The sequence below is a fragment of the Simplicispira hankyongi genome, from assembly GCF_003570885.1.
Lineage (GTDB): Bacteria > Pseudomonadota > Gammaproteobacteria > Burkholderiales > Burkholderiaceae_C > Simplicispira > Simplicispira hankyongi.
Window position 1 is genome coordinate 1 of the sequence record NZ_QXJC01000004.1, and the last position, 24498, is coordinate 24498.

Sequence of the window (24498 nt, forward strand, 5' to 3'; positions counted from 1 at the left end):
AGGCCAAAGCCATGGGCATGCAGCTCGTGCCCTCCGACAACACCGCTTGAAAACACCATGAAAATCAATCAGTTATCTGGTGTTTCTTGAGAGGCTAGAGGCAGTGGATGACGTGGCAAGTGCGGGTGTCAGATTCCAGATCATGCGAGGCAATCAGCCCGCTTTCAATCTGAGCGAGGGCGAAGGCAGTCTGATTGCTTTCTGCTACTTCATGGCCAAGCTCGACTCCTTGGACAACAGCGGGAAGGAACTCATCGTATACATCGACGATCCGATCTCCAGCTTGGACAGCAATCATGTGTTCTTCGTCTACAGCGTCATCGAGCAGCTGTTATGCGCGCCCGTCAGAAAGGCCGATGGAACCGAGGCTTACAGATACAAGCAGCTCTTTGTGTCAACGCACAACCTTGACTTCCTGAAGTATCTCAAACGCCTTTCGGGGCCGGGCAAGCAGGTGCAGCACTTCATTGTGGAGCGACACGGTGATTCGCCCAGCCGCCTTTCGCTTATGCCGGATTACCTGAAGAAGTATGTGACGGAGTTCAACTATCTCTTTCATCAGATTTACCGGTGCTCGATCCAGGTGCAGCAAGGCGACAATCACGATCACTTCTTCAGTTTCGGAAACAACCTGCGGAAGTTTTTCGAGGCCTACCTGTATTTCAAGTACCCACATGGAACGGGACGAGACACCGCTACCGAGCGCGTCATGAGATTTTTCGCGGGAGACGAGATGGCGGGGAAGATTGCGACGCGCCTGAGCAATGAACTGTCACACTTGGAAGAAAGCTTAGATCGCGGCATGTCACCGATAGACATTCCTGAGATTCAGAAGATTGCGGCGCATGTCTTGGAGAAGATCAAGGCAGCGGATCCAGATCAATACGAATCTCTTATGGCGAGCATCGGCGTCCCAACATAAGTGAACGTCGACCAGCCGTCTCTACTTCACGTTGCACGACAGCTATAGGGCAGGGAGTTCAATTGCAGATAGAGAGGGCTGCAATCGCTGCACAGCCTGAGCGGCACTTCAAGGTCGACTTCGACCTTCGTCCCACGCAGCAGCCCCAATCCGTTCGAACGTTCGGCACCAGATCCAAGGCATTCGCACGCGCAGCGGCAGGATCTGCCGACCACCAGGCAAGGATGGCATTTTTCTGTTGTGCACTATAAGTGCGTAATTCTGGAAAATTACGCAAACAAACTGCGCATAAATTGCCTTAAAGACACAAATAATTGTGCATTTCAGCCATTGGTTTGCGTTCCGTGTTTGATCCAGATCAGTGCCGCCACCCCCTTGCCGCCCCGATCATCCGGGCTTTGCAGACCCCCCGGAGACACCCCATGACCCTCGGCCTCGCGCTGCTGCGCGCCCTCAAGAACCACGGCGCGCAGGAAATTTTTGGCATTCCCGGCGACTTCATCCTGCCGCTGTTCAAGCAGATCGAAGAAAGCCGCATCCTGCCGCTGCACACCCTGAGCCACGAGCCCGCGCTGGGCTTTGCCGCCGACGCGGCGGCGCGCATGCACTGCGGCCTGGGCGTGATGGCCGTGACGTATGGCGCAGGGGCCCTCAACGTGGTGAACGCCGTGGCCAGCGCCTATGCCGAATGCTCGCCACTGGTCATCCTGGCGGGCTGCCCCGGCGAGGTCGAGGCGCATTCGGGCCTGGTGCTGCACCACCAGGTGCGCAGCATCGACTCGCAGCTGCGCATCTTCAGCGAGATCACCTGCGACCAGGTGCGCCTGTCCAACGCCGACACCGCCCCCGAAGACATTGCCCGCGTGCTGCGCAACTGCCGCGAATACTCGCAGCCCGTGCTGATCGAAATCCCGCGCGACATGACGCTGCAACCCATGCGCGAGGTGCCCGTGCTGCCGCCGCGCAGCTTCAACGCCGAGGCTGTGGCCGAGGCTGCCGACGAATGGCTGGCGCGCATCCACGCCGCGAAGAACCCGGTGATGGTGGTCGATGTGGAAGTGCGCCGCTTTGGCGTCGAGGCGCGCGTGGCCGAGCTGGCGCGCCGCCTGCAGTTGCCCGTGCTCACCACCTTCATGGGCCGGGGCCTGCTGGCCGAAGACGGCGTTGATCTGCACGGCACCTACCTGGGTGTGGCGGGGGCGCCCGAAACCACGGCGCTGCTCGACGACTCGGACCTGCCCGTGATGCTGGGCGCCATTCTGTCCGACAGCAACTTTGGCGTGAGCGCCCAGCGCATGGACTTCCGCCGCGCGCTGATTGCCGCGCACCGCGAGGTGCGCGTGGGCCACCACATGTACCACGACATTCCGCTGGCCGCGCTGGTCGAGGCGCTGCTCGAACGCATTCCGCCCGCCAGCGGTGCGCGGCGCACCCTGCCGCCCCAGCCCGAATACCCGCGCGGCCTGGTGGCCGACGACACGCCGCTGTGCGCGGGCGATCTGAGCCGGGCGCTGAACGACCGCATCCTGGCGCACGGGCCGATGAACATCGTCTCGGACATGGGCGACTGCCTGTTTGCTGCCATGGAGCTGCTGCCCACGCCCCTGGTGGCCCCCGGCTACTACGCCACCATGGGCTTTGGCGTGCCCGCCGGCATTGGCGCGCAGGTGGCGACGGGCGAGCGCAGCCTGGTTCTGGTGGGCGACGGCGCTTTCCAGATGACGGGCTGGGAGCTGGGCAACTGCCCGCGCCTGGGGCTGGACCCCATCGTCATCGTGCTCAACAACCAGAGCTGGGAAATGATCCGCGCCTTCCAGACCGAATCGCAGTGCGCGGCGCTGGGCGACTGGCGCTTTGCCGACATGGCCAACGTGCTGGGCGGGCGCGGCCACCGCGTGACCACGCGAAAAGAGTTCAAAACGGCCCTGGACGCCGCCTTTGCCGAACGCGGGCGCTTTCAGCTCGTCGAGTTCATGGTGCCGCCGGGCGACAGCACGCCCACGCTGCAGCGCTTTTCGGAAGGCATTCGCGCGCTGCGGGCGCGGGCCGCGGTGGCGTGACAGAGCACTCTCGGACCCTTCGCTCTCGGTGGGTGCAGAAAAGGAGCTGACGCAACAAACAGCGGCAGACTGCAGCACCCAAATTCACCTTGGCGGCCTTGAGCGATTGAAGAATGACCTGATCCGTCCCGGCATCTATCAGCTCCAGAATCAAATCTGTGAGGTGTCCGTAATGCTCGGTCAGGATCAACAAGCTACACAAGTCATATGATCGGCCGACATGGGGCAGATAGCTACCAGTCTCAATAAAACAAGCGTTTAGTCAATTTTTTACTGGGACATGGCTGGGAAAGCACGGTGGCTTACTTACCTCGGAGTCGCGCAATTTCCTCGAAATACCGGAATGAGAGTCGAGTGAAGAGTCGTGGGTCAGCATGCTCAACGAAAGCCAAATGACCTACGAGCCGTATGACATCATCGCTTTGGAGCGATCCAGCAGCGAAATGTTTTAGAAGCAGGCGCACGTGGTCTCTGTAGTTTGCGTGAACACGTACGAGTCCCTCTTGATTAATGCGTAACCCGGTTACGAGTGTTGAGCCACCACGCCGACTCATGAATTTTGTCTTGCTCGTATTTAATTTTAAACGAGGACTCTCCAATGTGGAAAGCAGCCTCTCAAGTTTACGAACAAACTCATGGCATGCACCTGACTTGTCAGTCGAAAAAACAAAATCGTCCGCATAGCGCGTTAATTGCGTATTTCCGAAAATACTAACATCTGAAGTGATTTCATTTATCAACATTTTGTCAGTTTGATGCATAACCGCGTTTGCGATTGACGGGGATGTTGGGTAGCCAATAGGCAACCTGCCCTCGCGGTCAAAACATGCTTGACGAACCAAGTTCGTAAAACCTGTTTCCATGACAAAGGGCGGCAGTGCCGATCGATTAGAACGAACGATTCGAATTAGATCTACACTACGGATTGAAGGAAAAAAATCCTTAATATCCACCCTAACTGAATAGAGTGAGTTTCGATGTATGGCAGCATTATTTGTAATCGAAGCGCCTGGCCGAAACGCTGTTGCAACGCTGCTTAATGGCAAATGTTTAAATATTTTTTCATTTAACCATGCTTGCACTAACTTTAACTCAGCAGCAGGCTGAATAATCGTACGGTAGCCACCTGAGCGCTTTGGAACACGAATTTTCCGATATCGGATAAATGCAAGCTTTAACGCATCCTCGACAAGGACCACCGGGACTTTCATCTGATCAGCAATCAGCACCGGGAAATTGGTCATCGTTCGAACCTTGATGACTGTGTTTGCAAATGAAATATTCGAATTGAGGCCATCAAAGAATTGATATTCGCTTCGTAACGCAGAAATGGACTGCCAATTACTGATTCATAGACCCAAGTACCTGACGCATCAAAACTGCGAATTAACTCTGCCGCACGCAATACGCCGAGCAGGCGCTTCAGGATATCGTAGCTCTTTCTTCCGAAGGCAATTATTAAAAATTCGACAAGTTCTTCGTGGCTTAATGGGCCCGCAAAAAGAACTAGATCGTGAACAAAATAGAGACTTGATTTATTGGCGGCAAGCAATGAAATATCGCCAGAAATACGAATGCCACGAGATGACGAGGTCACCGTAATGGATTTTTTAAGATCATTGAAAATCGCACCGATGCCGTCGACGGTATGAATTCCATCAGTCTTCATAGGGTACCAAAGTACTGGTGCTTTCACTTCCTCGGCAGCAGCAATCGGCCCAGTATTGATGAAGGAAGATTGGGCCTTAAATTCCAAATCGTTGACGATGACCAGCTTCTTACGAAAACTTTGATGCGAGAAAGCACCAAGTTCGCAGAAGGCACTCGGACTTTCGAGAACAATCAAAATTTTGTCTGCTATATCAGAAATTTCATGCTCAAGATCTAGTACATTTCTCGAGTGTTCGATTTTTGATAATTCGCCGAATACGCCTTCAGCATATATCACCCTGAAGTCAGGTGACAACCCCTCAATAAATTTTTTGACTGCCTCTCGCCGGGCTGATGGTAGGCCAGTGCTTCGATTGGCGCCACATAGGAACAAGAGCTGATTAGTTCGCGCCAAAAGAGGCGGGCTGGCCTTAATGGCCAGCCCGAAATTCCTTACCCGTGCGCCGATCGCGCTATTGCTATGTTTCAGTGCGCGTATCAACATGCCTACTTGAGCGTCGATGGAGTCCGCTTCGGATACCCGCCGACTGGCGGGTATCCGAAGCGGACTCCATCGCCAGATGGGTAAAAATGCAAGGCGGGTTGCTACCCGCAACCCGGTTCAGCCGAAGCTGAACAATCGCTAGGCATTTACGATTATGGACATGTATTCAATTTCTGACAATCCTTAAGTCCCTTCACACCACCCGGTTCCACTCCAGCGCCCGGCTGCGCCAGTGCTCTTCGATGGTCTGCGTGAAATCCGCGCGCACCAATTTCGCGCGGTTCTCCAGCCAGTCGGCGTTTTCGCGGCGCACCACGATGCCTTCGAGGTGACCCTGGCGGAACTGGCTGTCGTGGGCGTGCACCCAGTCGCGCAACTGGTCCAGCGTGACCTCGCCCGCGTACAGGCAGGGCACGGTGTTGAAGCCCATCTGCGCCGCCCAGGCGTTGCGGCGCGGGGTGCTCCAGAAGCGCTGTTCCTGGCGGTCGTACACGTCGAACAGCATCCACCAGTCGGGCAGGGTGGCGTAGTCGAGCGAGTGGCGCGCGGCGCACCATTCGCCAAACGCAACCAGGTGGGTGCCCAGGGCGTCGAAGAGCTTGTCTTCGTGCGCGGCCAGCCAGGGGCCCAGGCGGGCAAATTGGCCGTGGAAGGGCTGGGGCAGGTACTGGCCGCGGTTTTGCGCGCGCAGCACGCCGTCGGGCGAGACCGAGAAGCCCAGGTTGGCGCCGTCGAGCTTTTCCTCCAGCACCACGGGGCCGGAAAGGATGTCCTCGGCCTCGGCGGGGGAGAGCACCTTGTCGTCGCGCGGTTCGCCCGTGGCCAGCCAGGCGATGTGGGGGGTGTGGGGGAAGCGGAAGAAATCTTCGGACATAGGTGCCTTTATTTTGCGCGCCGCATGGGCGGATGTTTCTGGCGCCAGCGCGCCCGCAGCCAGTCGGGCAGCAGGTTTTCCACCTCCAGCCCGACGCTGCGCAGGGCCTGCTGGCAGTCGATCCAGTCGGTATCGGCGGCGTTGGTGATCTGGGTGGCGTAGCCGGCGTCCAGCGCGGCCAGCGCGGCGGCCACCATCTTGCGGTCGGCCAGGTCGGTCACCGCCTCGGCCAGTTCGGGCGGCAGCACGGCGTTGCCATCCTTGTCGAGCAGCACATCGACCCACACCACTTCGCCGCGGTCCATCTTGTGCACCATCGCCAGCCAGCCGTAGTCCTGTTCGGTGAGCTTGTGTTGGTATTCGCCGCAGACATGCCAGTCCACGTCGAGCACGGCGTGGCGCGTGGGGTCGGCTTCAAAGGCTGCTAGCCAGTCGAACACCTGCTGGCGCAGGGCGGCTTCCTCCACGGGTGTGGCGTCGGGGTGAAAGGGCGAGCCCGTGTCAGCCGCGCTGGCGACGATGAGCACATTGGTGTCCACCAGGCGGGCCTGCATCTCAATGGTTCCTTGCGTTGCAAGATGTCTGCGGCGCCTGCAATGGGCGTGGCCCGGCCAGGGGCCACCGCGCAAGGGCCGCCAGTACCTGAAAGTCCGGGCGCTGGTGGCGTCCCCCTTCCGCAGCGCGTAGCGCTGCAAGAGAAGGGGGAAGGCGCGAAGCGCCACAGGGGGTTGTCATTTCTCTTCGCGCATCCGCTGGGCACGTGCCCGGGCCTGTTCGCGGGCCTCGCCCATGGCGTCGCCAAAAAAACGCGGCGGCCAGTTGCGCACGGTGCCGAACGCGTCCACCTCCAGCGGCACCAGCACGGCGTCGGCGCCGCGCCGCTCGACAAACAGCATCTGGCATTGCTGGGGGCTGGTCTTGCGCTGCGCGATCAGCGTCTGCATGCGGCGAAACAGGTGCTCGGAATGCGTCTCGACAATGAACTGCACCTGCCGCTGCTGGCTGACCTGCGAGAACATTTCAGCGAGCACGGCCTGGGCAAGAGGGTGCAGGTGGATTTCGGGCTCCTCCACCAGCGCGGTGCTGCCGGCGGGCGCCCAGAAGGCCATGGCCAGCACCGGCAGCACCTGGGCGACGCCGACGCCCACGTCGCGCAGGTTGGCGACGACGCCGTCCTTGTGCACCACCACTTCGTAGCGGCTGGAGCGCCCCACCTGCCGCACGCCCATCTGGTCGGCCATGCCCATGCGCTGCAGCCAATGCGAGACGCTGGCCAGCGTGGCGCCCTGGGTGTCGGACTTGAGCAGCGCATTGGCCAGCAGCGCCTCAAGCACCTGGTTGCCGTCGCTGCCCAGTGCGCCCGGGGCCGACTTGCTCCAGACCTGGTCGCGCGCGGGCTGGCGGCGCAGCGGGCCGAGGTACACGATGGCTTCGAGCTCGCGGCGCAGCGCCAGGCTCAGGTCTTGCAAGTGCGCGCCGTCAGCCCCCAGCAGCGCCAGCGCCTCAGCAGAAAAGGCAATGGAGCGCTCGGGCGCGTACTGCGGCCCCTTGCCGCGCGGCTGGGCTTCGCCGTCCACCCACACCGCGTACGCGCCGCGCTCGCGCCGCACCACGCGAAAGCGCCGCGCCACGGTGGACAGGCTCAGCTCCTGCACCACCACGGCGCCGCTGGCCGTCTGCCCATAGCTGCAGGCAAAGCGCGCGTGGCGCACGCGCTCGCCTTCGGGGCGCTCGAATTCCAGCGTGATCGAGAACTGGCGCGGCGCCGCGACGCCGTGCGAGAGCACGGCATCGAAACCACCAAAGTGGAAGAAATCATTGGCCTCGTCGCCCCCCAGGTTCAGGTGCACGGTGCGGTCGGGCGCGGCCGCCGTTTGCTTGAGCAGCAGCAGGCTTTGCAACAGCGTCGATTTGCCCGAAGAGTTGGTGCCCAGCAGCATGCTCACCGGCGCCAGCCGCACGGGCCCACTGTCGCGCCAGGCTTTGAGGTTTTGCAGGTGGAGGAGCTTGATCATGGCAAAAGCATCTTAGGGTGTGCCGAAATTCAGAGAAAAATGGGCTCTAGCGCTTATCCAACAAGCGCTAGCAGCTCTCAAATCCATAGCTCACTCCTTGAGCCCCAGGCGCCGCGCCAGCTTGTGCAGGTTGCTGGCGTCCAATCCGAGCTGGCGGGCCGCGCGCGCCCAGTTGCCTTGGTGGTGCGCCAGCGCATCCTGCACGCACTGGCGCTGACAGGATTCGAGGGCATCGCGCAGTGTGCCGGCAGCAATGGCAGGGCGAGGCACGGTTGCCGCTTCGGTTGGCGCAAGGGCAGTGGGCTCAGCCGGGCTCTGCAACGCATCAAGGTCGAGCACATCGGGCTCCAGGGTCACAATGTCGCTGCGGCGCGCACCCCTGCTGAGCGCCTTGAGGGCAGCGCGGCTGATGACATGCTCCAGCTCGCGAACGTTGCCCGGCCAGTGGTAGCTGCACAGCGCCGCCTGGGCGGCACTGGACAAGCGCAGGCTGCGCAGCCCCAGACGGGCGCGGTTCTGCTCCAGAAAGCGCCCTGCCAGCAGCAGCACATCGTCTCCCCGCTCGCGCAGCGGCGGAATAGGCACGGGGTACACCGAGAGGCGGTGGTACAGGTCGGCGCGAAAGCTCCCGGCAGCCACCAGGTCGCGCAAATGGCGGTTGGTGGCCGCCACCACGCGCACGTTCACGCGGCGTGGCGCGTCGGCGCCCAGACGCTGGATCTCGCCGTTCTGCAGTGCGCGCAGCAGCTTGGCCTGCACGGGGAGGGGCAGCTCGCCCACTTCGTCGAGAAACAGCGTGCCGCCCTCGGCGGCCTCGAAGCGGCCAGGCCGGTCCGCCACCGCGCCGGAGAAGGCGCCTCGCCGGTGGCCGAACAGCTCGCTCTCCGCCAGCGATTCAGGCAGGGCGGCGCAGTTGACATGCACCAGCGGCCTCTGGCAGCGCGGCGAATGGCGGTGCAGCAGGCGGGCAAACAGCTCCTTGCCGACGCCGGTCTCGCCCAGCAGCAGCACCGGCAAGTCAGAGGTGGCGACCAGCTTGACCTCGTGCAGCAATTGCGTCAGGGCTGTGCTGTGGCCCAGGATTTCGCTTTCGTCCAACGCGGCGCGCAGCGCCGGCTCGTCGTGCAGGTTGCCGTTGTGGGGGTTGGCGGAGCGGCTCAGGGCCTGGTTCTCTTGCTCAAGCCGGGTGATGCGAATGGCGGCCTCCACCAGCACCGCACACTGCGCCAACGCCGCGCGGGACGCAGCGTCAAAGGTGCCGGTCTGCAAGGTGTCGAGCGTCAGCACCCCCCAGGGACGGCCGTCCACCCGCAAGGTCACGCCCATGCAGTCGTGCACCGGCAGGGGCTCGCCCACCATGGAGTCGAGCAGGCCGTCGTAGGGGTCTGGCAACGTGCTGTCGTGGTCGAAGCACGTCACCACGCCCCGCGCCAGCAGGGCCGCAAGGCGGGGATGCTGCTGCACGGCAAAGCGCCGGCCGAGCGACTCGCTGACCAAGCCATCGACCACCACCGGGCGCAGGTGGTCCTCCTCCAGGCGCAGCAGCGCGACAGCACCACAGCGGAAATGCGCGCGCAGGCCTCCAATCAAACGCTGCAGGCGCAACTGGGCGGGAAGTTCGGCGGTCAGATCGGCCAACCAGTGGCTGTACGGAAGGGTATTCATGACCTTACATAGGTAATTTTTACCATTTGAAACAGGGTAATTATGACCGCTAATTAGCGTAAACCCTTGATTCATCGTCGCGCCAAAGCTGGCCCGTTCTGTGCAAACCACCAGGGCATCGGGGCCCATACACCGCAACACCACGCGGCACACGCCCCAAAGCCTTTCTTACCCTTGGAGCCATTGCTATGAACATCGACAAATTCAAACACCAGCACGTCGACATCCTGGGCAGCATTGCGACGCTGCGCAGCCTTGCGCAGGCCGGCATCACCCACAATGCCAGCGAAATCGCCAAGCGCATCGTCGCCATGAGTTCCACCATCAAGCTGCATCTGGCGGTGGAAGACCGTGCCTTGTACCCGGCCTTGCAGCGCGGCGGCGACGCTGAGCTGGCCCGCATGGGCCAGCAGTACCAGCAGGAAATGGGCGCCATCGCCAGCGCTTACGAAGCGTTCGCGCGGCGCTGGAACATCCCGGAAAACGTGCTGCGCGACGAACAGGGCTTCCGTAACGACGCCAACCATGTGCTGCGCATGGTGCACGAGCGCATGCAGCGCGAAAACCACGACTTTTATCCGCGCATCGAAGCGCTGTAATAGGCCGGTTACATCCGCACCAGCATCTGCTGCACCAAGGGATGCATCACTTTGCGTTCCGTGCTGATGGCGTAGTAGTGCTGCTGCACCCCCTCGCACGCGCCAATGAGCTGCACGTGGCTGCGTTGCAGCAGTTCCTCCTCCGCCGCCAGCGCGGCAGGAAAGACGCCGAGGTCTGTGCTGCCGAACGTCTCCAGCAAGGCACTGTCCTCAATCTCGCCCACCACCCGTGGGCGCAAGCCGTGCTGGCTCAGCCACCGGTCTAGCTGGCCACGTACAACGGAATGCGTAGTGGGCAAGAGCAGCGGCACCTGCTGAAGCGATGCCGGAAAGCGCTTATGCGCCACTTGCCACCAGTTGGCAGAGCCGTACCAGCCGATATCCGAGCTGCCCAGTGAGTGGCTGTGCACTTTCAGCTGGGTGTTGGAGGGTGCGGGGTGGTCGGTCAGCACCACGTCGAGCTTGTGCAGCACGAGGTCGGCGAGCAAGTCGGCCATTTCCCCGTCGTCGCACACCAGGCGCAGGTTGGGTACATCCAGCACCGGCTGCAGCAGACGCCGCACCGCCAGTTTGGGCAAGCCGTCGGCAATGCCCACCGCCAAGCGCACCGCTGGGGTTTGGGCGGTGGCCAGCACGACCTCGGGCAATGCCTGGGACAACTGAAAGATTTGTTCAGCCTGCTGCAAGGCCACTTGTCCGGCCTCGGTCAGCGCCAGCCCGCGCCCAGCCGGTTTGAGCAGCTGGCAGCCGAGGTCGCGTTCGAGTTCGCGCACCTGCGTGCTCACGGTTTGCACCGCCATGTCCAGCCGCTCGGCCGCGCGCGACATGCTGCCTTCTTTCGCGACGACCCAAAAGTAATACAGATGGCGGTGGTTGAAGGCCAAACTCATTGTCAGTTTTTAAGGAAGTTAGGTTCATAGATTGTCCGCTTTTCTCGATGCGCCACTCGCCTTACCTTACGGCGTTCGAACGCAATGGGCCGTTCGCTTTTCACATATCAGGAGATCTTTATGCGCACACACGCCTCCATTCGCTCCACGGCAGCAGCCGTGATTGCGCTGACCATCGCCTCGCTCGCGGCGCCATCGTTGGCCCACGCCAAGCGCATGGGCGGCTACAAGCCTGCGCCGTCCAGCTTCAAAAGAGCGCCCGCACTGGCGCCCGTTGCTGCGCCGAGGGCGCCGACGGCGCCCACTGCTGCAGCGCCAGCGGCCGCTGCGCCCGCAGCAGCCCGTCCTGGTCTGGGCGCCACGCTAGGTGCTGCAGCAGTAGGCGGCGTGGTGGGCTCCATGGCCGGCAATGCGATGGCCGGCGGCATGTCGAAGGACAAGGAAGCCGAGGCAGCAGCAGCTGAAAAGGAAGCACAGGCCCTGCAACTCAAGGCCGATGAAGCGAAAGCCAAGGCACAGGCCGCCCGCGCGGCAGCCAAGTAAGCAAGAGCCCATGGGCTTGCTCCATTCCATCTTTCAGAGGTGACTTTATGAACGAAAACATTCAAATCTTTGGCCAGCAGACGGGCGCGGCCCTGAGCGCCGAGCGCAATCAAGTTCTGCGCAACACCTACTGGCTTCTGGCACTGTCCATGGTGCCGACGGTGCTTGGCGCCTGGGTCGGCATTGCCACCGGCTTTGCCGGTGCTTTGTCGCCCGGCATTGGTTTGATGCTGTTCCTGGGCGGAGCTTTCGGCTTCATGTTTGCCATCGAGAAGACCAAAGACTCTGCGGCCGGCGTGTTGGTGCTGTTGGCATTCACCTTCTTCATGGGCCTGATGCTTTCGCGCCTGGTGGGCAGCGTGTTGGGCCGTGCCAATGGCGCTGAGCTGGTCATGACGGCGTTTGCCGGTACAGGCGCCATCTTCCTGGGCATGGCGAGTCTGTCGTCGGTCATCAAGCGCGACCTATCCGCCATGGGCAAGTGGCTGTTTGTGGGCGCCTTGATGATTTTGGTGGCTGGTATTGCCAACTTCTTCCTGCAGTCGAGCACACTGATGATCACGCTCGCGGTGTTGATGGTGGGCGTTTTCACGGCCTTCATCTTGTACGACTTGAAGCGCGTGCGCGATGGCCACGAGACCAACTACATCACGGCGACGCTGGGCGTGTACCTGAGCCTGTTCAACGTGTTCCAGGCGCTGCTGATGCTGCTGGGCATTGGCGGGCGGGAGGAATAAGTCTTAGACATGGAGGCGGGCCGGGTTGCGTAGACCCGGCCCCTGAGTGGCCGCTGTCGCCGGTCATCGTTTGTCGCTTATCGCGCCGCGCTGCGGCCCATCCCCATGGAAATTCTTCTCGACCCCAATGTCTGGATCGCCTTTGCGATGCTGACCGCCCTGGAAATCGTCCTGGGCATCGACAACATCATTTTCATTTCCATCTTGGTCGGGCGCCTGCCGCCGGAGGTACGCGACAAGGCGCGTCGCATCGGGCTAGGCTTTGCGATGGTGTCGCGACTGGCCTTGCTGTTCGCGCTGAGCTGGATCATGGGTCTGACGGCAGACCTGTTCCAAGTCGCCGGCATGGGCATCAGCGGTCGGGATCTGGTCTTGCTGTTTGGCGGCCTGTTCCTGCTCTACAAGGCTTCCCATGAAATCTTTGTAGAGGTCGAGGCGAAGGACGAGAAGGCGCCGCCGCCGTCAGATGCCGCAGCCATGAAGGACTCAGGAAGTCGATTGTTCTGGGCGGTGATCGGCCAGATTGCGGTCATCGATATCGTGTTCTCGCTGGACTCCGTAATCACCGCCGTCGGCATGGTCGACACCATAGGCGTCATGGTCGCCGCTGTCATCGTCTCGGTGGGAGTGATGCTGGTGGCGGCAAAGCCCATTGGCGATTTCGTCGACCGCCATGCGTCGGTCAAAGTATTGGCGCTGGCGTTCCTGGTGATGGTGGGTATGGCGCTCACCGCCGAAGCTTTTGACCAGGAAGTGCCCAAGGGCTACATCTACGCGGCGATGGCGTTTTCACTCGCGGTGGAAGCCCTCAATATCCGGGCTCGCGCACGGCGAATGCTGAAGGCACAGGAGGCCGGAGGAGGGGCTTGAGGCCCAAACCCGTATGGGTCTCGACCCTAGCCTGATGGCCTCTCCCATGACGCGGGCAGTCCTTATGCGGCATACGCTCCATACCCGAATTCCAACCCATGCCGATGCGATGAGCGCGCGGAATGCTCACGAAGCACTTCCACACACCCGCAACACATCCCCTCCATACGCCTCCAGCATCTTCGCCCCCATGCCGCCAATCCCCTCCAGGTCTGCGAGCGTTGCCGGGCAGCGCTCGGCAATGGCGACCAGGGTGGCGTTGTGGAATATCACATAGGCGGGCAGGCCGTATTCGCGGGCCACTTCGGCGCGCCAGGCTTTGAGGTTGATGAAGCGCACTTGCGCGGCCTGGTCCAGCGCGGCGGCGGCCGGGGGCAAGGTGCCGGCGGGGCTGCGGCGGCGTTTGCGCTCGCCGGGGGCAGCGGCCACGGCTTCGCGCAGGCGCACCGGGACTTCGCCGCGCAGCACCGCGCGCGAGGCGTCGGTGAGCGCCAGGGTTTCAAAGCTGTGGCCGTTGTCGAGATGCACCTTCTCCAGGCCCACCGCGCCGGTGGCGACGAGTTGGCGCAGCACGTCCATCAAATGGACAGCGCCGAAGCCAATGTGGCTGGCCTGCTGCACCCGGTAAATGGTGGAGAGCAGCTTGCGGGCCGCGTCCGTCGCATCCCACACCGCGGGTGGGTTCAAGCAGTTGTCGCAGTTGCCACAAGGTTCAGACGCTTCATCAAAGTACGCCAGCAGCCGCACGCGGCGGCAGTCGGTGGCTTCGGCTAGGGCCAGCAGGGCGTCGAGCTTGCCGCGCAGCGCGGCCTTGAATTCGGCGCCGGCCGGGCTCTCGTCGATCATGCGGCGCTGGTTGACGACGTCGTTCAGACCGTAGGCCATCCAGACGTCGGCGGGCTGACCGTGCCCCCGGTGGTAGCCGTCTCCACGGCCCTGGCCGCGAGCCACGGCCTGCTGATCCGCAATCGTGGGGCGTTCGAAGGTACGCGCAAGCTGCAGGCCGTCATCTTCGACAAAACCGACACGCTCACAGAGGGGCGCTTTGGCGTCACCGACACTTTGCTGCTGCCCCAGGACATTGACGAAGAGACGCTGCGCAAGTACGCGGCCTCGGTGGATGCCAATTCCGAACACCCCATCGCCACAGCCATCGCCGCGTCATCGGACGCGAAGCTGGCCGTCCTGAACTTCAAGAGCATCCCCGGCAAGGGCGCCGAGGGTAAGGTTGATGGCCGGGAGGTCAAGGTCGTCAGCCCGGGCTACTTGCGCGAGCAGCACATTGATCACGCGGACAAGCGCATCGAACCCCTGCAGGCGCAAGGCAAGACGGTCGTGTTTATCCTTATCAACGGACAGTTGAAGGGCGCCATCGCCTTGGCCGACAGCGTGCGCCCTGAGGCCAAGCAGGCCATCGAAGCGCTGAAGGCACTGAACATCCGCTGCATGATGCTCACCGGCGACAACCAGGCGACGGCCAAGTGGGTGTCGGACCAGGTCGGGCTGGACGAATACTTCGCCGAAGTGCTGCCGCAGGACAAGGCCGCCAAGGTCAAGGAGGTCCAGGCGCGCGGCGTGTTGGTCGCCATGACCGGCGACGGCGTGAACGACGCGCCGGCCCTGGCGCAGGCTGATGTCGGCATTGCCATCGGTGCTGGGTCCGACGTGGCGGTGGAAACCGCCGACATCGTTCTGGTGCGCAGCAACCCACAGGATGTCGTGGCCATCGTCGAGTTGTCCCGCGCCACCTATCGCAAGATGATCCAGAACCTCTTCTGGGCCACGGGCTACAACGTCGTTGCCATTCCGCTGGCAGCCGGCGCGTTCTACGCCTGGGGCGTGGTGCTGTCGCCGGCCCTGGGCGCGGCACTGATGGCGGCGAGCACGGTGATCGTGGCCGTCAACGCACGGCTGCTACGACTGAAGAAGTGACAAGTCGGCCCATGTCCGCCATGGCCGGCGGGAGGGGGGGGGAGCCCCGCTCACTTTGCCAGTTGCCTGCGAATGGCCTGCAACTCGCGCTTGCGCGCTGCGCTGACCACCGGGTAGCGCAGCTTCAGGCTTTCCATTGCATTGAGCACGATCTGCGACACGATCAGCCGCGCGTTGTCCTTGTCGTCGGCCGGCACGATGAACCAGGGCGAATCGGCCGTGCTGGTGGCGCTCAGGGCCTGGCCATAGGCTTGCATGTAGGCGTCCCAGAACTCGCGCTCGGCGATGTCGGCCTGGCTGAACTTCCAGTTCTTGTCGGGCTCGTCGATGCGCGCCAGCAGGCGCTTGCGCTGCTCTTCCTTCGACAGGTGCAGGAACACCTTGACGATGCGCGTGCCGTTGGCATGCAAATGCCTTTCCAGGTCGACGATCGAGCGGTAGCGGCCATGCCATACGGATTCGCCGGCAGCCGCATCGGGCAGGCCCTCGCTGTGCAGGATGCTGCTGTGTACGCGCACGATCAGCACCTCTTCGTAGTACGAGCGGTTGAAAATGCCGATGCGCCCGCGCTCGGGCAGGTCGCGCGTGGTGCGCCAGAGGAAATCGTGCTGCAGTTCCTGCGCGCTCGGGTGCTGGAAGCTGAACACCTGGCAGCCTTGGGGGTTGACGCCCGACATCACGTGGCGGATGGCGCCGTCCTTACCGGCGGTGTCCATCGCCTGGAAGATCACCAACAGGGCGTGGCGGTTCGAGGCGTAGAGCAGGCGCTGCTGGTCGCTCAGCTGATCGACCTGGTCCTGCAGCAGTTTGCGGTACGCCTTCTTCGACTTGCACAGCGGTTTGACCTTCGTGGCCCAAAGGCTGAGATCGACCTCGTCGGCCTCCCGCACCTTGAATGCTTTGACATCGATGTTCATACGGTTTCCTCGTTTGTCGCCGCCACCTGAACGGGAGGACCTTGCAGGCCCCAGTCAGCCACCGGGGCCAGCGAGAGATTGATCATCGCACCAACCCATTTGGCGCTGCTCCGCTGCCAGCGCCGGGCAGGCTGGGCATGGGGCGACACTCACGCGCTGTTCACGCAGGGCAAGCCGGTCGTTTTCGCGTTTTACGGCTACCCCTGGCTGATCCATCGCCTGGCTTACCGGCGCACCAACCACCACAACCTCCACGTGCGTGGCGACAAGGAAGAAGGCACGATCACCACCCCCTTCGACATGACGGTGTTGAACGACCTGGACCGCTTCCACCTCGTCATGGACACCGTCGATCGCTTGCCGCACACTGGCGCTGCGGGCGCCGCCTTGAAGGCCCGACTGGCGGCCAAGCTCGTGGAACACCACCGGTACATCCGCGAGCATGGCCAGGATCTGCCGGAAGTGCGCAACTGGCGCTGGAAGGGAGGCAAATCATGACGTTTCCACAGGCTCCATTGATCGCGACGGCGCAGGCCCTGATGGCACCGGGCAAGGGCCTGCTCGCGATGGACGAGAGCGTAAGCACCTGCAACCGGCGCCTGTCCGAAGTGGGCATCGCGCAGACGGAGGAATCCCGTCGCCGCTATCGCGAGCTGCTGGTCACCGCGCCCGGCCTGTCCGAAGCCATCAGTGGTGCCATCCTGTTCGATGCGACCTTGCAGCAGAAGACCGGCGACGGTGTGCCGTTCGTCGATGTTTTGCGCGCCGCCGGCATCGTGGTCGGCATCAAGGTGGACGCCGGTGCGAAGGCCTTGGCAGGCCATGCCGCAGAGCATGTGACCGAAGGTCTGGACGGACTGCGCGAGCGCCTCGCGCGCTATGCATCGCTGGGCGCGCGGTTCGCCAAGTGGCGCGCGGTGCTGACCATTGGAGACGGTTTGCCCAGTCGGGCCTGCATGCTGGTCAACGCACACGCTCTGGCGCGCTATGCCGCCCTCTGCCAGGAAGCGCAACTCGTGCCCATCGTCGAGCCCGAGGTGCTGATGGACGGCGGGCACTCGCTGGCGCGGTGCAGCGACGTGACAACCGAGGTGCTGCACCAGGTTTTCGAGCAGCTCCACCGCCAGGAGGTGGCGCTGGAGGGAATGGTGCTCAAGCCGAACATGGTGCTGCCCGGGTTGGCCTGCGAGCTGCCAGCTTCGGTGGACGAAGTCGCCGAAGCCACGCTGAATTGCCTGCGGCGCGCCGTGCCGGCCGCCGTTGCCGGCATCGCGTTCCTGTCCGGTGGCCAACCGGCCGCGCTGGCAACGGCGCGCTTGAATGCCATGCACCAGCAAGCCAGCTTGCCCTGGCCACTCACCTTCTCGTTCGGGCGGGCGCTGCAGCAGCCGGCGCTCGGCCTGTGGGCCGGCAGCGATTCAAACCGCGTCGCTGCACAAAGCGCGTTGTTGCACCGCGCACGCTGCAATGGCGCGGCCGCGCGGGGCGCCTGGCGCCCTGCCATGGAGACCGAAGCATTTCCGGCATGAACATCTGTCTGGTCCGCCACGGTGAAACCGCCTGGACGCTCACCGGCCAGCACACCGGTTTGACCGACCTGGGGCTGACTGCCCATGGCGAAGATGAATCGCGCGCCCTGGCGCCACGCCTGCGGGCCCTGGCTTTCACGCGCGTCTTGTCCAGCCCGCGCCTGCGCGCGCGCCAGACCTGTGCGCTCACCGGCTTCGGGGCAGCCAGCGAGATTGAGCCCGACTTGTCTGAATGGGACTACGGCCGCTACGAAGGCCGGACCTCTGCAGACATCCGCCAGGAGAACCCGGAATGGAACATCTGGCGAGATGGCTGCCCCGGTGGCGAATCGCCCTTGGATGTCAGCGCGCGGGCCGACAGACTCATCTCGCGCCTTGGCACGGTGCAAGGCACGGTGGCACTTTTCTCGCATGGCCAGTTCGGCGCCGCGCTTGCCGTGCGCTGTATCGGGCTGGCCCTGGTCGAAGGCCAGCACTTTGCGCTGCACACAGCCTCGGTAAGCGGGCTGGGCATCGACCCCCATCACCGGGATCGGCACACCATCGAATTGTGGAATGAACACCCCACCCTGTCATCGGACCCACCACCGGTCTAGCATCTGCACCCCCCACTGACGCTCCAACTTGCAACCCCCTCGGAACGTGTTCAAAGTCCTTTGGGTAGTAGGGCGAAGAATGCCAGATGGATGAATTGCAAGCTGGTATTGGGCCAACGCTCGCACCTCTTCAGTGTGGGGTCCTGGGCAGCGTTACAGCGGGGGCCGGTGACCAGGCAGGTCGTTCGGTTGCTTGGGAATCGATGACAACCAGGTAGCGCCCCGACCATGGGCCCGTGACCCTGTCCTCGCGCAGAACCCAGAACAAGCGGTGCTGGAGCGCGGCAGCCTGTTCATACGCCTGATCAATGAGCCCGTAGAGGTCGATGAACCTGTTCAGCGAGGCGGATATCCGTATGCATCCCTTGGATTGGGCGGTACCCAGGCGGGGCTCCAGAAAATCCGGATCGGTGGCGTGCATTTGCAGGCGCAGGGTACTGATCGCTCGATTCCCCCACCCTTTGGGCGCGCGCACCCAGCCAAAATCAAAAACCCGGGAACCCTTGGCGCCATATCCACGTATGCCTTGCGCATTGCGGGTGCCTTCGGCACGAAAGTCGAGGTGGACGGGGTCGTGCTCGAACAGGCCCAGCGGGGTGGCGAAGTGTTCAAACCGGCCGGGCAGACCTGTGGATACGGGCGATGCCCCCAGCAAACGCCACGGGTATCCCGCGCCACCCCAGAAGATCAGCATGGCCTGCACATGGGGGTTTCGGTCAACGAGCAAGGTGAACTGCGGAACGTCCAGCCAGCGATGGCCAGCATCAAAAGCCTGTTCAAGCGCGTCCGCGTACCTTGCCTCGTCCGCACGCGTGGGATAGAGCTGGGGCTGCACCGAAATGGAAAACTCATTGGCCAGCGGGATGGCTTGGCCAGCACCGGTGGCCCCGGCCGCCTGGCCATCAGGCCCGCTGTCAGCGGCCGCTTGGCAACAACTCAGCGCCAGGATGCATGACCACCCGACACGCAGGGCAGCCCGCCGCGCCGTACCCGCGCGGGACTGCCTGCCCCCATGGCACGCAGTGAAGGAACCGATGGGCACAGCTTTCATGCGTACCTCCCGCTTGGTGTGGTGTAGACGTATTCCGGCTGGACAGACGCCATTGTTCCCAAATCTGCGGAGGATTTGGATGCTGCTGCGGGAGTTTGGAACAAGAATACCCGCCATCCCCGAAGGGTGGCGGGCCCGATACCATTCTTCAGGCTTGAGAGATCAGGCCGCCAATGGACGCAGGCTCCCTCTGGTCCGTCTGGGAATGAGGCTCCGGTTGCGCAGCAGGGCCGAATCGTCCACCGGCCGGCGCGTACTGCGCGAGAAGGCCTTGAGCCCGCCCATATCGAGAATTTCGACTTCGCGATCGTCCACGTACAACAGCCCCATCGCCGAGAGCGCACCAAAACAACGGCTCACCGTTTCGTGCGCCACGCCCAGGAGGCTGGCAATCTCGCGGCGGCCCATGCGCAAGTGAAACCGCAGTGGCGACTGGCCGCAATCCGCCAGTCGCTTGGAGAGCTGGATCAGGAAGCGGGCCAGGCGCACATCGGACGCCACCGCCGCCAGGATGTCCACAAGCTCACGGCTGCGCGTGAGCGTCAGGCTGCCGGCCTGCTGTAGCGCGAAGGCGAACGGCGGGACGGTTTTGCAGAGCCCCTCGATCTCTCGCCGGGGGACAACAAAAACGGTCGACTCGTCCAGCGCGAGGATGGCAATGGGGTGGGATTCCATGCAGAGCGCGTCAAACCCCAATAACTCGCCTCGGATGGCGAACGCGAGAACCTGTTCGTACCCATCCTCATCGGTCCGGAACACCTTGAAAGTCCCCGAACGCACGAAAAAGAGAGCGTCGGCCAGTGCGCCTTGGTGTACCAGACTCGCACCCGCATGGAGCGTGCGCAGGTTCACCTGAACGTTTTCGGCTGCGCCTTGTTGGGCAAACGGCACACCGCACATCTGCAACAGGTCCGCCATGGTCGCAACGGGCAGAGCGGCCGATGCGCCGCTGCGCGGCAGGTGAATGTGGGCGATCGGCCCTGAAATGCTGCTGTTCATCGGGGATTTCCTCCTGATGAGAACGTGAAATATCTAGAATTTTCAGTTTGTGGCCCATGCCACCATCACACAATCGGACTGAGGATTCGAATGCACTCAGAAAATCCGGTTTTGGACTGGGCACTTGTCCGATGAAATATCAGAAAAATCTGATGGGCTGAAAGGCCCAGACCGGCCTACGATGAATGCTTGACAGGAGGTCATGGTGCACAAAGCGGGTTCTCTTGCCGATCCCATGGACATCGACTCGGCCATTCCATCAGGCGCCGTCCAGGGAGCCCTGGATGGCATCGTCGCCATTGATGAGGCGATGCGCATCGTAATGGTCAACCCCTCAGCTCAGCGCATGTTTGGCCGCACGGCCCAGCAACTGCTGGGCCGTGACTTGTCCGAGCTCATTCCCGCCGGAGCGCAGGAGGCCCATGCCGCACATGTGCGGCAATTCATGGCCTCCGAGGTGCCGGAACGCCCCATGCTCGGTCGGGGACAGCTGATGGGTCTGCGCGCCAATGGAGAGAAATTTCCGCTGGAAGCCGCAATCAGCCAGTTGGATGTTTGCGGCGACCTGGGCGGACAGCGCTACTACACCGCACTGCTGCGGGATGCCAGCCATGAGCAGGAGTTGGTCGCCACGATTGCGCAGCTCAACCGGCGGCTGCGCTCGCTGTTCGAACTGCTGCCCGTGGCCGTCTGGGTCACGGAAGGCGAATGGGTGGTCTATTCCAACATGGCCTGTGCAAGGCTTTTTGGGGTGGCGCGGCGCGAGAGCCTGGCCGGGCGCTCCATCTACGAATTTCTTGATCCGGCCATACACGACGTCGTTCGGCACAAGGTGGCGCAGGCACTGAGCACACAGGAAGCTGTGCATTCCATGCACAGCCGGATTACCCGGCTCGATGGATCTTCCCGTGATGTGGAGATGGTGCTCGCCGCGCTGCCGGATCACTCGCGAACCTTGGTGCAGATGGTCCTCTCCGACGTCACGAAGCAATCACAGGAGCGGCGTGACCTGCTGACGTCGCGAAGCACGCTGCGGGATCTGGCCGCGAGCCTGGTCGATGCACGCGAAGAAGAGCGCCGAAACATTGCACGCGAGCTGCACGACGAACTGGGCCAGCGGCTGACGGCCTTGAAGCTGGAACTCTCCGCGCTCGATCAATCCAACGCGGTGTGCATCCCGCCGCAGCGCATGCAGTCCATGATCGAAATGGTGGACGACACCGTGTCCGCAACCCGGCGGATCTCCATGGACTTGCGCCCGCTGATGCTGGACGATCTTGGCCTGCAGGCGGCCATCGAGTGGCTGGCGCAGGAGTTCGAGCGGCGTGCGGGATTGAAGATTGCGCTCAACCTTGATCCGGCCCCGGACCCGATGCATCAGAAGGTCTTGACCGCACTCTACCGCATCGTGCAGGAAGCCCTGACCAATATCGTGCGGCACTCGGGTGCAGACCACGTGGCGATCGCCATCACCCATACAGGCTCGATGGTCGAGCTCCATATCGAGGACAACGGCCGGGGGTTTCCCGGCCAGCCGCTGCAGACGCCCAAGGGGTCGTTCGGCCTGATCGGCATTCAGGAGCGGGTGCTCATGATGGGCGGCCAGCTGGACATCGGCAACCAGCCAGATGGCGGCGCGAGGCTGGTCGTGAAGCTGCCCCTTTCTGCGGAGCAGGAGAGCACGGGATATCCCGATGAAGGCAGTTGCGTTTCGGGAGCCCTCGCTTGAGCGAATCGGGGCTCAAGCCCATGCTCAGGCTGCTGCTGGTCGATGACCACACCGTGGTGCGCGAGGGCCTCAAACGCCTCATCTGCCCGTTGGCGGACAAATGGAGCATCACCGAAGCCGGCACCGGCTATCAGGCGCTGGAGCTCCTGCGGCACCAGCCCTTTGATCTGGCGATTGTCGATCTGTCCTTGCCGGGTATGAGCGGGCTGGACCTCATACGACGCATCAAAGGCGAGTACCCGTCCGTGGCGGTTCTGGTGCTGACGATGCACAGCGAAGAGCAGTACGCGATTCGCGCGCTGCAAGCGGGCGCGAACGGCTATGTAACCAAGGACACCGCAGCCACCGATCTGGTGGCTGCGGTGCGCAAAGTAGCGTCGGGCGGGGTGTTCCTGTCTGCGCAACTGGCCGAGCGCATGGTGTTGCAACTCAATGGGCAGCGCCACGTACCCGACATCCAAGTCTTATCGAACCGGGAGCTGGACATCTTGCAGCGGATCGTCAACGGGCAACGCCCGGTTGAGATCGCCAACGCTTTGAATCTGTCGATCAAGACGGTGAGCACCCACAAAAGGCATGTCCAGGAAAAACTGCGGCTTGACTCCACGGCCGCGCTGGTGCGCTTCGGGTTGGAGCACCGGCTGGGCAGGGAGATCCTAGGGCCCCCCTCGGAGGACGCGGGTGAAGCGTAAAACCGGTCCGGCTGCAAGGACTGCAAGGGCAGCACGCGTCCGCACCGTTCGCTAGCGATGAAAGGGCCGTGAAATGGACAACACAATGCGGGCCATGGTGCTGGAGCAACCCGGTACGCACCTGCGCCTGATGCGCCGTGCGGTGCCACAACCCAGCGCCGGACAGGTCTTGATCGCGGTGGAGGCCTGCGGCGTGTGCCGAACCGACCTGCATCTGGTAGATGGCGAGCTACCGGACACCGTGCTGCCCATGACCCCCGGCCACGAGATCGTGGGCCGCATCGCTGCGCTGGGAGAAGGCGTGCAGACCTGGCAGACCGGGCAGCGCGTGGGCGTTCCCTGGCTGGGCTGGACCTGCGGCGCTTGCCGCTTCTGCCGCTCCGGGCGAGAAAATCTGTGCGAACGGGCACGCTTTACCGGTTACCAGATTCCAGGCGGCTATGCGGAGTACACCGTGGCCGATGCGCGCTACTGCTTCGCACTGCCCGATGGGCCCGCGCCCGAATGCCTGGCCCCACTGCTGTGCGCGGGGCTGATCGGTTACCGCGCACTGCGCATGGCGGGCGACGCACGGCGGCTTGGGGTGTATGGCTTTGGCGCGGCGGCCCACCTGGTCACCCAGGTGGCGCGGCGTCAGGGGCGCGAGGTCTACGCGCTGACGCGCCCAGGCGACACCGGCAGCCAGGCGTTCGCGCGCAGCCTGGGAGCAGCCTGGGCCGGGGGCTCAGACGAATCCCCCCCGCAGCCGCTGGACGCTGTGCTGATTTTTGCGCCTGTGGGCGAGTTGGTTCCGGCTGCGCTGCGGCATGTAGACCCCGGTGGCTGCGTGGTGTGTGCCGGTATCCACATGAGCGACATTCCGTCGTTTCCCTACGCCTGGCTCTGGGGAGAACGATCGCTGCGGTCGGTAGCCAACCTGACGCGTCGCGACGGCGACGAATTCTTCGAACTGGTGCGGCATGCGCCGCTGCAGACGGCTGTGCATGTGTTTGCATTGGAGCAGGCCAACGAGGCGCTGGACAAGTTGCGCCATGGCGCATTCCAGGGTGCGGCCGTGTTGCGCATGGCCGCGCCCACCTGAACGACGGCACCGGTCAGGACTTGAGCAGCCTGATCACCTCCTCATCCTCGATCTGGTGAAAATCGCGGTAGAACTGGCCGACAGCCTGAAAATCATCAGGAACCTGCAGGCAGACCATCTCGTCTGCAAGCGGCCGGATCCGCTCCAGCGCTTCGCGCGAGGCAACGGGCACAGCGCAGACCAGGCGGGCTGGACGGTGTTGGCGCACGCTGTGCAGGGCAGCCGTCATGGTCGCGCCGGTAGCCAAACCGTCGTCCACCACGATCACGATCCGGCCGGCCGGATCGATGGGGGTGCGCAGCGGTGAATACATCGCACGTCGCGCTTGAAGCACCTGGAGCTGCCGACGCTTTTCCGCGTCGATGTACCGGGAGTCGGCGCCCATCGCTGCCGCGTAGGGCGCAATGGTGCACCAGCCGTTTTCGTCAATGGCACCGATGGCGAGTTCGGGTTGGTAGGGTGCCTGCAGCTTGCGCACCAGCACCACGTCAAAGTCCCCCTCCAGAAGGTCCGCCAACCTCCTGCCCATGGGCACGGCACCACGGGGAATGGCAAGCACCAACGGCGACTGGCGCCGATAGGTGTCCAAGCGAGTGGCCAGCTGGCAGGCGGCATCTTCACGGTTCTTGAACATGGCGACCC

General features: G+C 62.9%; 24 protein-coding genes and 1 pseudogene. 13 read left to right on the forward strand and 12 right to left on the reverse strand.

The window, feature by feature from the left end; translation table 11 throughout:
- The first annotated feature begins 103 nt into the window (after positions 1-103).
- Both D3F03_RS11225 and ipdC read left to right on the forward strand, forming a co-directional pair.
- Positions 104-922 (forward strand): AAA family ATPase, encoded by an 819-nt coding sequence (locus tag D3F03_RS11225; RefSeq protein ID WP_158606159.1) that lies wholly within the window; start codon positions 104-106, stop codon positions 920-922.
- A gap of 422 nt (positions 923-1344) precedes the next feature.
- Complete coding sequence (gene ipdC / locus D3F03_RS11230; protein ID WP_119109522.1) at positions 1345-2982, forward strand: indolepyruvate/phenylpyruvate decarboxylase; 1638 nt, start codon at positions 1345-1347, stop codon at positions 2980-2982.
- Positions 2983-3284: 302 nt separating this feature from the next.
- Here the strand turns inward: ipdC and D3F03_RS11235 are convergent, their stop codons facing one another.
- From D3F03_RS11235 to norR, 6 genes are all read right to left on the reverse strand, one after another.
- Positions 3285-4226: a retron St85 family RNA-directed DNA polymerase gene (locus tag D3F03_RS11235; RefSeq protein ID WP_119109523.1), complete on the reverse strand. Its 942-nt coding sequence runs from the start codon at positions 4224-4226 to the stop codon at positions 3285-3287.
- Complete coding sequence (locus D3F03_RS17165) at positions 4223-5137, reverse strand: retron St85 family effector protein (protein WP_147414719.1); 915 nt, start codon at positions 5135-5137, stop codon at positions 4223-4225. The genes D3F03_RS11235 and D3F03_RS17165 overlap by 4 nt, the downstream gene beginning before the upstream one ends.
- A gap of 193 nt (positions 5138-5330) precedes the next feature.
- Positions 5331-6011 carry an RNA ligase family protein gene (locus D3F03_RS11245; protein WP_119109525.1) on the reverse strand — a complete coding sequence of 227 codons (681 nt, stop codon included), beginning with the start codon at positions 6009-6011 and terminating at the stop codon, positions 5331-5333.
- Between the two features lie 8 nt (positions 6012-6019).
- A complete protein-coding gene (locus D3F03_RS11250; protein ID WP_119109526.1) occupies positions 6020-6565 on the reverse strand; it encodes a hypothetical protein in 546 nt (181 codons plus the stop codon).
- A gap of 177 nt (positions 6566-6742) precedes the next feature.
- Positions 6743-8026, reverse strand: a complete 1284-nt coding sequence (locus tag D3F03_RS11255) for an AAA family ATPase (RefSeq protein ID WP_119109527.1) — start codon at positions 8024-8026, stop codon at positions 6743-6745.
- Between the two features lie 90 nt (positions 8027-8116).
- Positions 8117-9691 (reverse strand): nitric oxide reductase transcriptional regulator NorR, encoded by a 1575-nt coding sequence (gene norR, locus D3F03_RS11260; RefSeq protein WP_119109528.1) that lies wholly within the window; start codon positions 9689-9691, stop codon positions 8117-8119.
- 188 nt (positions 9692-9879) lie between these two features.
- On the opposite strand from norR, the gene D3F03_RS11265 reads away from it, so the two are divergent.
- A complete protein-coding gene (locus D3F03_RS11265) occupies positions 9880-10290 on the forward strand; it encodes a hemerythrin domain-containing protein (RefSeq protein ID WP_119109529.1) in 411 nt (136 codons plus the stop codon).
- An 8-nt stretch (positions 10291-10298) separates the two neighbouring features.
- Here D3F03_RS11265 and D3F03_RS11270 read toward each other — a convergent pair whose 3' ends face one another.
- Positions 10299-11180 carry a LysR family transcriptional regulator gene (locus D3F03_RS11270; RefSeq protein ID WP_119109530.1) on the reverse strand — a complete coding sequence of 294 codons (882 nt, stop codon included), beginning with the start codon at positions 11178-11180 and terminating at the stop codon, positions 10299-10301.
- Positions 11181-11300: 120 nt separating this feature from the next.
- Here D3F03_RS11270 and D3F03_RS11275 point away from each other — a divergent pair, with 120 nt between their 5' ends.
- From D3F03_RS11275 to D3F03_RS11285, 3 genes are all read left to right on the forward strand, one after another.
- Positions 11301-11723: an ABC transporter substrate-binding protein gene (locus D3F03_RS11275; protein WP_119109531.1), complete on the forward strand. Its 423-nt coding sequence runs from the start codon at positions 11301-11303 to the stop codon at positions 11721-11723.
- A gap of 47 nt (positions 11724-11770) precedes the next feature.
- Positions 11771-12460, forward strand: a complete 690-nt coding sequence (locus D3F03_RS11280) for a Bax inhibitor-1 family protein (protein WP_119109532.1) — start codon at positions 11771-11773, stop codon at positions 12458-12460.
- Positions 12461-12565: 105 nt separating this feature from the next.
- Complete coding sequence (locus tag D3F03_RS11285) at positions 12566-13330, forward strand: TerC family protein (protein ID WP_119109533.1); 765 nt, start codon at positions 12566-12568, stop codon at positions 13328-13330.
- 126 nt (positions 13331-13456) lie between these two features.
- Here the strand turns inward: D3F03_RS11285 and D3F03_RS11290 are convergent.
- Positions 13457-14257, reverse strand: a pseudogene (locus D3F03_RS11290) (HRDC domain-containing protein); the annotation flags it as partial.
- Between D3F03_RS11290 and D3F03_RS11295 the strand changes: the two are divergent.
- A complete protein-coding gene (locus D3F03_RS11295; RefSeq protein WP_425453122.1) occupies positions 14246-15262 on the forward strand; it encodes a heavy metal translocating P-type ATPase in 1017 nt (338 codons plus the stop codon). The pseudogene D3F03_RS11290 and the gene D3F03_RS11295 sit on opposite strands and share 12 nt — an antisense overlap.
- Positions 15263-15312: 50 nt before the next feature.
- Here the strand turns inward: D3F03_RS11295 and D3F03_RS11300 are convergent, their stop codons facing one another.
- Positions 15313-16179 (reverse strand): ADP-polyphosphate phosphotransferase, encoded by an 867-nt coding sequence (locus D3F03_RS11300; protein WP_119109534.1) that lies wholly within the window; start codon positions 16177-16179, stop codon positions 15313-15315.
- A 78-nt stretch (positions 16180-16257) separates the two neighbouring features.
- Between D3F03_RS11300 and D3F03_RS11305 the strand changes: the two genes are divergently transcribed.
- From D3F03_RS11305 to D3F03_RS11315, 3 genes are read left to right on the forward strand one after another with little or no spacing between them, the layout of a single operon-like run.
- Positions 16258-16677, forward strand: a complete 420-nt coding sequence (locus tag D3F03_RS11305) for a phosphoketolase family protein (RefSeq protein ID WP_119109535.1) — start codon at positions 16258-16260, stop codon at positions 16675-16677.
- Entirely contained in the window at positions 16674-17708 is a 1035-nt protein-coding gene (locus D3F03_RS11310; RefSeq protein WP_119109536.1) for a class I fructose-bisphosphate aldolase, read from the forward strand. Before D3F03_RS11305 ends, D3F03_RS11310 begins: the two co-directional genes overlap by 4 nt.
- A complete protein-coding gene (locus D3F03_RS11315) occupies positions 17705-18304 on the forward strand; it encodes a histidine phosphatase family protein (protein ID WP_119109537.1) in 600 nt (199 codons plus the stop codon). Before D3F03_RS11310 ends, D3F03_RS11315 begins: the two co-directional genes overlap by 4 nt.
- A 130-nt stretch (positions 18305-18434) precedes the next feature.
- Here D3F03_RS11315 and D3F03_RS11320 read toward each other — a convergent pair whose 3' ends face one another.
- Together D3F03_RS11320 and D3F03_RS11325 are read right to left on the reverse strand one after the other, a co-directional pair.
- Complete coding sequence (locus tag D3F03_RS11320; RefSeq protein WP_147414720.1) at positions 18435-19355, reverse strand: murein L,D-transpeptidase; 921 nt, start codon at positions 19353-19355, stop codon at positions 18435-18437.
- 162 nt (positions 19356-19517) lie between these two features.
- On the reverse strand, positions 19518-20354 hold the full coding sequence (locus D3F03_RS11325; RefSeq protein WP_119109539.1) for a Crp/Fnr family transcriptional regulator: 837 nt from the start codon (positions 20352-20354) through the stop codon (positions 19518-19520).
- Positions 20355-20589: 235 nt separating this feature from the next.
- Here D3F03_RS11325 and D3F03_RS11330 point away from each other — a divergent pair, with 235 nt between their 5' ends.
- The 3 genes from D3F03_RS11330 (at position 20590) to D3F03_RS11340 (ending at position 23856) form a co-directional block, all read left to right on the forward strand.
- Positions 20590-22083, forward strand: coding sequence for a PAS domain-containing sensor histidine kinase (locus D3F03_RS11330; RefSeq protein WP_158606160.1), 1494 nt, complete (start codon positions 20590-20592; stop codon positions 22081-22083).
- On the forward strand, positions 22080-22775 hold the full coding sequence (locus D3F03_RS11335; RefSeq protein ID WP_245960595.1) for a response regulator: 696 nt from the start codon (positions 22080-22082) through the stop codon (positions 22773-22775). Before D3F03_RS11330 ends, D3F03_RS11335 begins: the two co-directional genes overlap by 4 nt.
- An 85-nt stretch (positions 22776-22860) precedes the next feature.
- A complete protein-coding gene (locus D3F03_RS11340; protein WP_119109541.1) occupies positions 22861-23856 on the forward strand; it encodes a zinc-dependent alcohol dehydrogenase family protein in 996 nt (331 codons plus the stop codon).
- A 13-nt stretch (positions 23857-23869) separates the two neighbouring features.
- On the opposite strand, the gene D3F03_RS11345 is transcribed toward D3F03_RS11340, so the two are convergent.
- Positions 23870-24490, reverse strand: a complete 621-nt coding sequence (locus D3F03_RS11345; protein WP_119109542.1) for a phosphoribosyltransferase — start codon at positions 24488-24490, stop codon at positions 23870-23872.
- Between the last annotated feature and the right edge of the window lie 8 nt (positions 24491-24498).

Excerpts from the sequence above, each read along its gene's own strand:
- ipdC (WP_119109522.1), top strand. The coding sequence starts at position 1,345 with ATGACCCTCGGCCTCGCGCTGCTGCGCGCCCTCAAGAACCACGGCGCG.
- D3F03_RS11235 (WP_119109523.1), bottom strand. The coding sequence starts at position 4,226 with ATGACCAATTTCCCGGTGCTGATTGCTGATCAGATGAAAGTCCCGGTG.
- D3F03_RS17165 (WP_147414719.1), bottom strand. The coding sequence starts at position 5,137 with ATGTTGATACGCGCACTGAAACATAGCAATAGCGCGATCGGCGCACGG.
- D3F03_RS11245 (WP_119109525.1), bottom strand. The coding sequence starts at position 6,011 with ATGTCCGAAGATTTCTTCCGCTTCCCCCACACCCCCCACATCGCCTGG.
- D3F03_RS11250 (WP_119109526.1), bottom strand. The coding sequence starts at position 6,565 with ATGCAGGCCCGCCTGGTGGACACCAATGTGCTCATCGTCGCCAGCGCG.
- D3F03_RS11255 (WP_119109527.1), bottom strand. The coding sequence starts at position 8,026 with ATGATCAAGCTCCTCCACCTGCAAAACCTCAAAGCCTGGCGCGACAGT.
- norR (WP_119109528.1), bottom strand. The coding sequence starts at position 9,691 with ATGAATACCCTTCCGTACAGCCACTGGTTGGCCGATCTGACCGCCGAA.
- D3F03_RS11265 (WP_119109529.1), top strand. The coding sequence starts at position 9,880 with ATGAACATCGACAAATTCAAACACCAGCACGTCGACATCCTGGGCAGC.
- D3F03_RS11270 (WP_119109530.1), bottom strand. The coding sequence starts at position 11,180 with ATGAGTTTGGCCTTCAACCACCGCCATCTGTATTACTTTTGGGTCGTC.
- D3F03_RS11275 (WP_119109531.1), top strand. The coding sequence starts at position 11,301 with ATGCGCACACACGCCTCCATTCGCTCCACGGCAGCAGCCGTGATTGCG.
- D3F03_RS11280 (WP_119109532.1), top strand. The coding sequence starts at position 11,771 with ATGAACGAAAACATTCAAATCTTTGGCCAGCAGACGGGCGCGGCCCTG.
- D3F03_RS11285 (WP_119109533.1), top strand. The coding sequence starts at position 12,566 with ATGGAAATTCTTCTCGACCCCAATGTCTGGATCGCCTTTGCGATGCTG.
- D3F03_RS11300 (WP_119109534.1), bottom strand. The coding sequence starts at position 16,179 with ATGAACATCGATGTCAAAGCATTCAAGGTGCGGGAGGCCGACGAGGTC.
- D3F03_RS11310 (WP_119109536.1), top strand. The coding sequence starts at position 16,674 with ATGACGTTTCCACAGGCTCCATTGATCGCGACGGCGCAGGCCCTGATG.
- D3F03_RS11315 (WP_119109537.1), top strand. The coding sequence starts at position 17,705 with ATGAACATCTGTCTGGTCCGCCACGGTGAAACCGCCTGGACGCTCACC.
- D3F03_RS11320 (WP_147414720.1), bottom strand. The coding sequence starts at position 19,355 with ATGAAAGCTGTGCCCATCGGTTCCTTCACTGCGTGCCATGGGGGCAGG.
- D3F03_RS11325 (WP_119109539.1), bottom strand. The coding sequence starts at position 20,354 with ATGAACAGCAGCATTTCAGGGCCGATCGCCCACATTCACCTGCCGCGC.
- D3F03_RS11330 (WP_158606160.1), top strand. The coding sequence starts at position 20,590 with ATGGACATCGACTCGGCCATTCCATCAGGCGCCGTCCAGGGAGCCCTG.
- D3F03_RS11340 (WP_119109541.1), top strand. The coding sequence starts at position 22,861 with ATGCGGGCCATGGTGCTGGAGCAACCCGGTACGCACCTGCGCCTGATG.
- D3F03_RS11345 (WP_119109542.1), bottom strand. The coding sequence starts at position 24,490 with ATGTTCAAGAACCGTGAAGATGCCGCCTGCCAGCTGGCCACTCGCTTG.